Origin of the sequence: Hymenobacter coccineus (assembly GCF_001816125.1) — a bacterium.
GTDB lineage: Bacteria > Bacteroidota > Bacteroidia > Cytophagales > Hymenobacteraceae > Hymenobacter > Hymenobacter coccineus.
Window position 1 is genome coordinate 1 of sequence record NZ_MDZA01000083.1, and the last position, 10,043, is coordinate 10,043.

Sequence of the window (10,043 nt, forward strand, 5' to 3'; positions counted from 1 at the left end):
CCCGCCCCAGCGCTGGGCCCTGCGCCGGGGCCCCGCGCTGGCCGCAGATACTACTTTGCACTTCTATTTCCCCGGGGCCCCGGGTGCGCGTTTATCCCGGCCTGCATCCTCACCATAGGCTGCGCCGTACAACATAATGTTGTACCCCACCCAACAGCCCGGTAATGGACCTTTGCGGTCCGAAAACCGTTGCTTCATCACAATCACACGTTTTCGACTTTCCGCGCCATGCTCAGTTCCACGATGATTTCGCGCAGCGAGGTCCTGCAACACCTCGAGGGTTTCCTCAAAGAAAATATCTACAACTTTCTCAAGAAGGTGGAAGATAGTTGGCAACCAGCCGATTATCTGCCAGATTCGCGCCGCGATACCTTTTTCGACGAGGTGAAAGACCTGCGCGACAAGGCCTCGGGCCTGAGCTACGACCTGCTGGCTGTGCTCATCGGCGACACCATTACCGAGGAGGCCCTGCCCAACTACGAGGCCTGGTTCCACGAGCTCGACGACCTGAACCGCGACGACAACAACGGCTGGGCCCAATGGATCCGGGGCTGGACGGCCGAGGAAAACCGCCACGGCGACCTGCTCAACCGCTACCTCTACCTCTCGGGCCGCGTGAACATGCGCGAATTCGAGGTGAGCACCCAGTACCTCATCAACGACGGCTTCGACCTGGGCACGGCTCACGACCCGTACCGCGCCTTCGTGTACACGAGCTACCAGGAAATGGCCACCAATATCTCGCACCGCCGCGTGGGCCAACTCGCCCGCACCGCCGGCGACGACGGCCTCTCCAAAATCTGCGGCATGATTGCCGGCGACGAAAACCGCCACGCCCGCGCCTACAAAACCTTCGTGGAGAAGATTTTCGAGGTGGACCCATCGGAAATGATGCTGGCTTTCGAAGACATGATGCGCAAGAAAATTGTGATGCCCGCCCACTACATGCGCGAGCTGGGCATTGACATGGGCAAAACCTACGGCCACTTCACCGACGCCGCCCAGCGCCTGGGCGTGTACACGAGCGCCGACTACACCGACATCCTCGACACGCTGATTGCGGATTGGAAAATTGGCAGCATCACGGGCCTGAACGGCCGCGCTGAAAAGGCCCGTGATTACGTGATGGCCTTGCCCGCACGCCTGCGCCGCGTGAGCGACCGCATGGCCGTGCCCAAGCTGGAGTACAAGTTTAAGTGGATTTCGTAGGGCCCCCGCGCCTTGCTTAGCGTTGAAAAAGCCGCTTCCCTGTCCGGGAGGCGGCTTTTTGCGTAGTAGGCTCGCCCAGGGGGCCGCCGCCACAAACCCGCGCCGGTGCCCTATTTCATTCCCAACCCCAAAATTCCCATGCCTCAGCAAACGCAAGCTGCCTACTACACCGAGTTTGGCGGCATCGATAAAATCCAAGTAGGGCCCCTAGACCTGCCCGAAGTGGGCGAAGGCGAGGTGCTGCTACGCGTGAAAGCGGCCGGTATCAACCCCGTCGACCACGTGGTGCGCGAAGGCCACTTCCAGGCCGTGGTGCCCAACGCCTTCCCAGCTGTGCCGGGCTGGGACGTGGCCGGCGTGGTCGAAAAGTGCGGCCATGGGGCCTCGCGCTTCGCCGAAGGGGCCGAGGTGTACGGCTACGTGCGCCGCCCCGTGGTGCAGCACGGTACCTTCGCCGAGCGCCTGGTGGTGCCCGAGTGCTACCTCGCCGCGCGCCCCGAAAAGCTGACCTGGGAAGCGGCCGGCGGCTTGCCCCTAGCGGGCCTTACGGCCTACCAGTCGGTCATCACCGCCGGTCAGTTGAAGGCGGGCGAAACCGTGCTCATCCTCGGCGCGTCGGGCGGCGTGGGCGGCACGGCCATCCAGCTGGCCAAAAACGTGGGCGCCACCGTCATCGCTGTGGCCAGCGCCAGGAGCGCGGCCTACATGCAGGCGCTGGGCGCCGACTTCACCATCGATTACAAGGCCGGCCCGGTAGGCGAGGCTGTGAAAAAAGTGGCCCCCGACGGCGTAGACCTGCTGTTTGATGCCGTGAGCGGCGACACGCTCACCCAAAGTCTGGGGGCCCTAAAGCCCAACGGCCGCCTCATTTCGGTCCTCAACGACGGCAAGGCGCTGGACTTGGGCCCCGGCATCCGCTTCGCCCACGTAATGGCCCAGCCCAGCGTGCCTGACCTTGACCACCTGGCCGCGCTGGCCGACGCCGGGAAACTGCGAGTGCCCGTGGCCGAAACCTTCTCCCTGGCCGACGTCAAAAAAGCCTTTGAGCAAATCGAAACCAAGCATACCACTGGTAAGGTGGTTATCGTGCCGTAAATCATTTAACAGTTAGCAATTAACATTTAACAGCCGTTCATCAAGCCAAATGCGGCAAGTTGAACGGCTGTTAAATGTTAATTGCTAACTGTTAAATGACTTATTGGCTGATCTTCACGCCTTTCCAGAAGGCTACGTAGCCTTTGATGTTTTGGGCGGCCTCGCTGGTTTCGGGGTAAAACCAGGCGGCGTCTTTGTTCAGCTCGCCGTCTACGCGCAGGGAGTAGTAGCTGGCGCGGCCCTTCCAGGGGCAAGAGGTGTGGGCAATGCTGTCCTCGAAATATTCCTTTTTGAGGCTGTCGGCGGGGAAATAGTGGTTGTTTTCAACCACAACGGTGGCGTCGCTTTCGGCCACGACGGTGTCGTTCCAGATGGCTTTCATGGGGTGGAAGGTGAAGGGTGGGGGCAAGCAGGTACAGCAAATGAACATTGCCGCCGCGGGCGTTGTTTTCGCGGCCTATTCCTTTCCTCCCGAATCCTCTCGAATTTATGGCCACTGGCTTCCGCTTCCGCGATTTTGTGCCCGATGAGCAGCCCGAAAAAGGCTTCGAGTCGCTCTTTAAGCTGTTTATGCAGCTGGTTACCATCACTTCCGGCGACGTGGGCGAGGCTCTGTCCTGGCTTAACGAACTCGATAAACAATACGGCCTGACCGACGACGGCTACGGTATGGGCAACTTCATTGATGACCTAAAGAAAAAGGGCTACATCGACGAAGACGAGCAGAAAAAGGGCGAATTCCACATCACCGCCAAGTCGGAGCAGCAGCTGCGCAAGTCGGCGCTGGAGGAAATCTTCGGCAAGCTCAAGAAGAGCAGCACCGGCAACCACCGCACGCCCCAAACCGGTCAGGGCGACGAGCAGAGCACCGATCTGCGCGAGTTCCGCTTCGGCGATTCGCTGGAGCAGATCCAGATGACTGAATCCATCCGCAATGCCCAGCTCAACCACGGCGTGGACGATGGCTTTATGCTGACCGAGGGCGACTTGGAAGTGCGCGAAAACGAGCACAAGTCGCAGACGAGTACGGTGCTGATGATTGACATTTCGCACTCGATGATCCTCTACGGCGAAGACCGCATCACACCCGCCAAGAAGGTGGCCATGGCCCTGGCCGAGCTTGTGAAGCAGAAGTACCCCAAGGATACGCTCGACGTGATTGTGTTCGGCAACGACGCCTGGCAGATTGAGGTGAAGGACCTGCCCTACCTGCAAGTGGGGCCCTACCACACCAACACCGTGGCCGGCCTGGAGCTGGCGATGGACCTGCTGCGCAAGCGCAAAACGCCGAACAAGCAGATTTTCATGATCACCGACGGCAAGCCCACCTGCCTCAAGGAGGGCAACGGGTACTACAAAAACAGCTTCGGCCTCGACCGCAAGGTGGTGAATAAGACGCTGAACATCGCCGCTGCCGCCCGCCGCGTCAAAATTCCCATCACCACCTTCATGATTACCTCCGATCCTTACCTCCAGCAGTTTGTGGAGGAATTCACTGAGGTGAACCAGGGCAAGGCCTACTACTCGGGCCTGAAGGGCCTGGGCCACTTGGTGTTTGAAGACTACAAAAAGAACCGGCGCAAGTCGCTGTAGGGGCCCTATTTCCCGTCTTGCTGACAAGGAAGCACCCTGCCATGGCGGCCTTTCCCAGCTCTCCCCAATGCTACCGGCGCGGACGTGGCAAGTTTCTTCGCGCCGCCTCTATCAGATAAAGAACGACAACCAACCCTTTTCATGGCCAACGACCAGCTTCCAACCAATCATTCGCAACACATTACCACCCTGGGCCAACTGAAAAAGTCTGGCTACAAATCCCGCTCGGTGAAAACCGAGCTGCGGGAAAATCTGATTCGCAAGCTCCGCCTCAAGGAGGACGTTTTCCCCGGCATCTTCGGCTACGACGAAACTGTAATTCCCGAGCTGCAGCGCGCCATTCTGGCCGGGCACCACATCAACCTGCTGGGCCTGCGCGGCCAGGCCAAAACCCGCATCGCGCGCTTGCTCATCAACCTGCTTGATGAGTACATGCCCGTCGTGGAAGGCTCGGAGCTGAACGACGACCCGTTGCAGCCGCTGTCGGTGTTTGCCAAAAAACTGATTGACGAGCACGGCGACAACACGCCCGTGGCCTGGGTGCACCGCGACGAGCGCTACACCGAGAAGCTGGCCACGCCCGACGTAACCGTGGCCGACCTCATCGGCGACGCCGACCCCATCAAGGCCGCCACGCTGAAGCTGCCGTATTCCGACGAGCGGGTCATCCACTTCGGCCTGATCCCCAGGGCCCACCGTGGCATTTTCGTGATCAACGAGCTGCCCGATTTGCAGGCCCGCATCCAGGTGTCGTTGTTCAACATTTTGCAGGAAGGCGACATCCAGATTCGCGGTTTTAAGGTGCGCCTGCCGCTGGATATCCAGTTCGTGTTCACGGCCAACCCCGAGGACTACACCAATCGCGGCAGCATCGTGACGCCGCTGAAGGACCGCATTGACGCCCAGATCATCACCCACTACCCGAAATCCATCGAAATCGGCAAGCGCATCACCAAGCAGGAAGCCCGTATCAAGGAGGACCAGAAAGGCATGGTGACGACCAACGAAATCACCCACGACCTGGTGGAGCAGGTGGCCGTCGAGGCCCGCGGCTCCGAGTTTGTGGACGCTAAATCGGGCGTGTCGGCCCGCCTCACCATCTCGGCCTACGAGCAGGTGGTGGCCGGTGCCGAGCGCCGGGCCCTCATCAACGGCGAGGCGAAAACCTACGTGCGCGTGGGCGACTTCATCTCGGCCGTGCCCGCCATCACGGGCAAGGTGGAGTTGGTGTACGAAGGCGAGCAGGAAGGCGCAGGCATCGTGGCTGAGAAGCTCATGGGCAAGGCCATCCGCACCCTGTTCCTGAACTACTTCCCCGACCCCGACAAGTCGAAGAAGCTGAAGAACCGCACTTCGCCCTACAAAACGGTGCAGGAGTGGTTCGGCAGCGGCAACACCCTCGACCTGCTGCACGACGCCTCCGACGCCGACTACCACGCCGCGCTGGACCAAGTGCCCGGCCTGCGCGACATCGTGAAGGAGCTGCACCCCAACGAGGACGCCAACACGACTTACTTCCTGATGGAGTTCCTGCTGCACGGCCTGAGCGAGCACAGCCTCATTTCGCGCAACCGCCTCACCGCCGGGGCCCAGTTCAAGGACCTGCTCTCGTCGATGTTCACCATGCCCAAGTTTGACGAAGGCGACGACGAAGACGAGGAGGAAGAAAAGCCCCGCCGCCGCCGCTAGGGTCCCCAGGGTTTTAGGTTTAGGCCAGCAAAAAGCCCCGCGTACCGAAAGGTGCGCGGGGCTTCTTACTGAAGAGCAATTCGCTGCTTACGCGGCGCTGTCGTCTTTCACCACGATTTTCTCAATCGTGTCGTTCGGCTTGATTTGGTCAATGACGTCGAGGCCCTCCACCACTTTGCCGAACACGGTGTGCACGCGGTCGAGGTGGGCGGTATTGTCGCGCGAGTGCACCACGAAGAATTGCGAGCCGCCGGTGTTTTTGCCGGCGTGGGCCATGCTCAGCACGCCGCGCTCGTGGTGCTGGTGGCCGCCGCTGGTTTCGCAGTCGATTTTGTAGCCGGGGCCCCCGGTGCCGGGCGCGCCCTTGGCGCCGGGTTTGGTGTTGGGGTCGCCGCCCTGAATCACAAAATTCGGGATGACGCGGTGGAACGTGGTGCCGTCGTAGAAGCCTTTCTGGGCCAAGTCGGTGAAGTTTTTGACCGTGTTGGGGGCGTCTTGTTCGTAGAACTCGACTTTCATGACCCCCTTGGGGGTGTGGATTTCGGCAGTTTTCATCGAAAAACGGGGAATGGGTGGGAAAACGCCCGAAGTGGGCGCTGCAAAAATAAGCGCCTGCCCCGGGCAATGACGGTTAAACAATCCGGGGCCCCCGATTGATTCGTATGGTACCCAACCAATTCAATATTCTCCCGTTCTGGTTTTCATGAAAAAGCAACTCCTCTCCCTCGCCGGCGCTTTCGCCCTGACCTTGGCCCTGGCCAGCTGCGGCAACGACAAGCCCGCCGAAACCGCCACCACGGCTGACGCCACGACCACCAACCCCGCCGATTCCATGGCTGCCATGGGCGGCGACTCGGCCCGCATGGCCAAGCCCGGCGGCGTGATGGTGGACGGCGTGGCTATGACGGCCGACAAAGACATTGTGGACAACGCCGCGGCCGCCACGAGCGTGAGCACCCTGGTGTCGCTCGTGAAGCAGGCCGGCCTGGTGGAAACCCTGAAAGGCACGGGCCCCTTCACCGTGTTTGCCCCCACCAACGCCGCCTTCGGCAAGCTGCCCAAGGCCGCCGTGGCCGCCCTCACCGCCCCCGCCAACGCCGCCAAGCTCAAGGGCGTGCTGACGTACCACGTCATCGCCGGCCGCCTGCTGGCCGCCGACCTGAAAGACGGCCAAGAGCTGACCACCGTGAACGGTGAGAAACTGAAAGTAATGGTGAAAGACGGCAAAGTGATGGTGGGCAACGGCAAAGACGCCCCCGCCACCGTGCAAATCGCCGACGTAATTTCGAAAAACGGCGTCACCCACGTCATCGACGGCGTGCTGCTGCCGCTGGCGAAATAATTAGTTATCAGTTGCCGGTTGTTAATACAACGGCCATAGAAACAGAAAAGGCCTGCAGTAGTACGCTGGAGGCCTTTTCTGTTTTAGAAATAATTAGATTGTCGTGCCGGTCGGGTAAGGTATTTAAGCGGGTATACTTCGGCGACTGACAACTAGAGCAGCTTCCAGGTTAGTGTACGTGGCGACCCGTACCATTACCATGTACACTAACCTGGAAACTGCTCTAGAGCGGTTTCGGAGTCAGTGGCTAGTAGCGCGAACTTTGTAGTTCGCGTCGCTGCCCGGCCATCGCCCGGACGAAGCGAGCGACGCGAACTACAAAGTTCGCGCTACTGCCCGTTGCGCTGTACACTAACCTGGAAACTGCTCTAATAGCTGACAACTAGGGGCCCTACGCTTCCAGGCCGGCGTCTTCCGATACGCGGCGGGCGAAGGCGGTCCAGTCCACGTCGTCCTCGCCGCGGGCCACGGTGGTGCTCATGCGGTTGTGCACGAGCTGGGCCAGGGGCATGGGCGCGGCCAGCTGCTGGGCATGGTCGAGCACGAGGCGGAAATCCTTGCGGATGATGGGCGGCAGGGCCCCCACGGGCGTGTAGTTTTTGGAGGCAATCATGCGCCCGTAGCCTTGGTACACGGGGCAGTTGAAGAGCGTGCCGACTAAAAAATCGTAGATGGGCTGGCGGCCCACGCCGCTCTTTTCGGCCAGCGTGAAGGCCTCGGCCATGGCCTCGATGGCCGCGCCGAGCATGAAGTTGCCGCAGAGCTTCACCACGCTGGCCGCGGCCGGGTCGTCGCCGAACTCGTGCACGCCCTGGCCCAGCGGCGCCAGCCAGGGCTGCACCTTCGCGCGGGCGGCCGGGGGCCCCGCCAGGCCCAGCCACAGCTTGGCCGATGCCGCGGCATCGGGCTTGCCAAACACCGGCGCGGCCACAAACGCCGAGCCGTGGGCGGCGTGGGCTTCGGCCAGGCGGGTGGTAGTGGCGGGGGCCACCGTGCTGCACGAGATGTGCACCGCGCCGGGCGCCAGGCCGTGGAGCAGGCCCTCGGGGCCCGTCGTGAGCTCGGTGAGGGCCTCATCGTCGGTTACCATCGTAAACACGGCTTCGGCGCCGCGGGCAGCTTTGGCGGGGGTGGTAGCCACAGTAGCGCCTGCGTTTGCAGGGGCGCGGCCTTTTCGGCGGTGCGGTTATAAACGGTGAGGGTGTGGCCGGCCTTGAGCAGGTTGGCGGCCATGGCCAAGCCCATGTTGCCCAGGCCCAGGAATGCAAGTTTTGCCATGTAAAAGGGGAGTGGCCGCAGCCAATGGTTCGCCCCGGTTTACTCGGCTACCCAGTGGTAGGTTTCGATGGCGCCTCCATCAACTGGAACCCGTTCGCCTATCAGGAACAGTTCCTGCCGACCATTTTGCTGGCTCAAATCATACGTTTTGGTGTCGTCGTTGGCTAAGCCAGGTTCGTTAGCGTAAGTTATCAGCGGCAAGAACGCAGTAGCATTGGGCCGCTTAGAAAGCTGGTAGCGAGTTTGATAATACTGCTGGCCGCTGCGCTTTACGTAGAGTACGCTATCCGCCCCAAATACCAGCTGCCGGGTGAAGCCCATCGTAGTCGGGGTGCGGGCACCGGCAAAACCGAAGACGGACCTATCCCATTCCCAATGCCCAGGGGCTTTCGCAAAAGCGTCGTAGCTAGTAGCAGCGCTCATGGGCTGCAAGTCGGCGTCGTGCTTGCACCCAGTGGTCAGTTGGGCGGCGCACCCGAGAGCCACAGCGAATAAAAGGGCTTTCATAATCGGTGAATAGGCAGGAAGGAGAGAACAGGTGAACGGAGGAGTTCCGAATGGCCTATTTCGTTGCATGCCCAAAGGATTGAAGACGCCAGAGGGTCGGCGGCAGGCTGCTGACCAATAACCCTACTGGGGCCCCAGCGAATCGGGTACCGGTGCCGCCGCGGGCGCACCCAGTACTGAATCGGAGGCGGGTAGGGCCAGCGTTTCGCTGGCTGCCTCGCTGGCATTAATAGCCTCGTCAGGCATAGCCAGTTCAGTATCAATGGCCGGAATGAACTCCGAGTCTGAAAATGCCCGGGTCTGCGTCGAGTCAACCAAGCTTTCTTCATCCGAAGCATCCGTTGGGCCCATAAAAGGGGCCGGCACAACTTGCGCCAACTGCGGGGCCCCCACCCGCACGGGGCCCCAGGTATGCAGCAGGCTCCAGCCGCCCACGCTCAGGCCCGCCGCCACGGCTAGCCCGGCCGACAGCCGCACCGCGGCTCGGGCGGCCACCCGGGGCTGCATCGGCAGTTGCCAGGGGCCCCGGGCCGCCCGGCGCACTGGGGCCCTGGCGGCCTGTGCCCGGGGCCCGGCGGGGGGCGCCAGCGCCGTGGGGGCGTGGCCAGCGGGGGCTGCCGCCTGGGCCCGCAGCTGCTCGATGAGGTGCCCGAGCTGTTGAATCCGCACGTCGAGGGCCTGGTTGCGGGCGGCGGCTTCGGTGTGCCACGCGGCGGCCTGGGTAGCTGGCCCGGGCAACTCGGCGGGGGCGGGGCAGGCCGGGCCAGTTGGGCGCGCAGCTGGGCAAATTCCCGCTCGTGGGCCGCTTGGTGGCGGGCGGCGGCCTGCCGGTGCTGGTGCAGCTCGGCCAGCAACTCGCGGCGCAACTGCTCGTGCTGGGCCAGGGCGGCCGCCGGGGCGTCGCCGTAGGGTGTGTCGGCGGGTACGTCGGCCGCGCCCAGCCACTGCCACAGCTGCCGCACCTGCTGCCCCCAGAAACCTGCTAGGGGCCCCAATGATGCGACAAACTGCTCGGGTAAAACCGGGGCTTCCTCCGCGCCAAATGCGGCTTGCCAGCGCTGGGCCAGGGCCCCTAGCGCCTCCGCATCGAGGGCCTGGGCTTCGGCGCGGGCGGTTTGCAAGCGCCGCGGCAACTGCGCGGGGCCCCGCACGAGCTGGAAGTCGCCGGCCGTTTGGCGCAGGTGCTCCTCGGCCTCGTTGCCGAATGTGACAGGCGTGGCAAATACCGCTGCGCCGCCCAGGGGCAGCGCGGGCATTCCGGGACCCCCGCCCAGCTCCGCTGCCAGCCAGGCGGCTACGTCGGCTTGCTGCTGCTGGCAGTGGGGCGTAG

10 protein-coding genes and 2 pseudogenes are annotated in these 10,043 nt (G+C 62.4%); 5 read left to right on the plus strand and 7 right to left on the minus strand.

Going from position 1 to position 10,043, the window contains the following annotated elements:
* The first annotated feature begins 228 nt into the window (after positions 1-228).
* Positions 229-1,209 (plus strand): acyl-ACP desaturase, encoded by a 981-nt coding sequence (locus tag BEN49_RS06360; protein ID WP_070742222.1) that lies wholly within the window; start codon positions 229-231, stop codon positions 1,207-1,209.
* A gap of 105 nt (positions 1,210-1,314) precedes the next feature.
* Positions 1,315-2,304 (plus strand): NADP-dependent oxidoreductase, encoded by a 990-nt coding sequence (locus BEN49_RS06365; RefSeq protein ID WP_239691839.1) that lies wholly within the window; start codon positions 1,315-1,317, stop codon positions 2,302-2,304.
* Between the two features lie 100 nt (positions 2,305-2,404).
* On the opposite strand, the gene BEN49_RS06370 is transcribed toward BEN49_RS06365, so the two are convergent.
* Complete coding sequence (locus tag BEN49_RS06370; RefSeq protein ID WP_070742224.1) at positions 2,405-2,686, minus strand: DUF427 domain-containing protein; 282 nt, start codon at positions 2,684-2,686, stop codon at positions 2,405-2,407.
* Positions 2,687-2,793: 107 nt separating this feature from the next.
* Here BEN49_RS06370 and BEN49_RS06375 point away from each other — a divergent pair, with 107 nt between their 5' ends.
* Both BEN49_RS06375 and BEN49_RS06380 read left to right on the plus strand, forming a co-directional pair.
* A complete protein-coding gene (locus BEN49_RS06375; protein ID WP_070742225.1) occupies positions 2,794-3,897 on the plus strand; it encodes a vWA domain-containing protein in 1,104 nt (367 codons plus the stop codon).
* 141 nt (positions 3,898-4,038) lie between these two features.
* Positions 4,039-5,586: a sigma 54-interacting transcriptional regulator gene (locus BEN49_RS06380; protein WP_070742226.1), complete on the plus strand. Its 1,548-nt coding sequence runs from the start codon at positions 4,039-4,041 to the stop codon at positions 5,584-5,586.
* 87 nt (positions 5,587-5,673) lie between these two features.
* On the opposite strand, the gene BEN49_RS06385 is transcribed toward BEN49_RS06380, so the two are convergent.
* On the minus strand, positions 5,674-6,141 hold the full coding sequence (locus BEN49_RS06385) for a peptidylprolyl isomerase (RefSeq protein WP_070742227.1): 468 nt from the start codon (positions 6,139-6,141) through the stop codon (positions 5,674-5,676).
* Positions 6,142-6,289: 148 nt separating this feature from the next.
* Here BEN49_RS06385 and BEN49_RS06390 point away from each other — a divergent pair, with 148 nt between their 5' ends.
* Positions 6,290-6,928, plus strand: a complete 639-nt coding sequence (locus BEN49_RS06390; RefSeq protein WP_070742228.1) for a fasciclin domain-containing protein — start codon at positions 6,290-6,292, stop codon at positions 6,926-6,928.
* Positions 6,929-7,319: 391 nt separating this feature from the next.
* Here the strand turns inward: BEN49_RS06390 and BEN49_RS30805 are convergent, their stop codons facing one another.
* The 5 genes and pseudogenes from BEN49_RS30805 to BEN49_RS27645 all read right to left on the minus strand — a co-directional run.
* Positions 7,320-7,769 carry an NAD-binding protein gene (locus BEN49_RS30805; RefSeq protein ID WP_369073205.1) on the minus strand — a complete coding sequence of 150 codons (450 nt, stop codon included), beginning with the start codon at positions 7,767-7,769 and terminating at the stop codon, positions 7,320-7,322.
* Between the two features lie 24 nt (positions 7,770-7,793).
* A pseudogene (locus tag BEN49_RS30810) lies at positions 7,794-8,206 on the minus strand (NAD(P)-dependent oxidoreductase); the annotation flags it as partial.
* A gap of 39 nt (positions 8,207-8,245) precedes the next feature.
* Positions 8,246-8,629, minus strand: a complete 384-nt coding sequence (locus BEN49_RS06400) for a hypothetical protein (protein ID WP_125916563.1) — start codon at positions 8,627-8,629, stop codon at positions 8,246-8,248.
* A gap of 207 nt (positions 8,630-8,836) precedes the next feature.
* Positions 8,837-9,220: a hypothetical protein gene (locus BEN49_RS26645; protein WP_125916565.1), complete on the minus strand. Its 384-nt coding sequence runs from the start codon at positions 9,218-9,220 to the stop codon at positions 8,837-8,839.
* Positions 9,169-10,043 (minus strand): annotated as a pseudogene (locus BEN49_RS27645) (hypothetical protein); the annotation flags it as partial. The pseudogene BEN49_RS27645 and the gene BEN49_RS26645, both read right to left, overlap by 52 nt.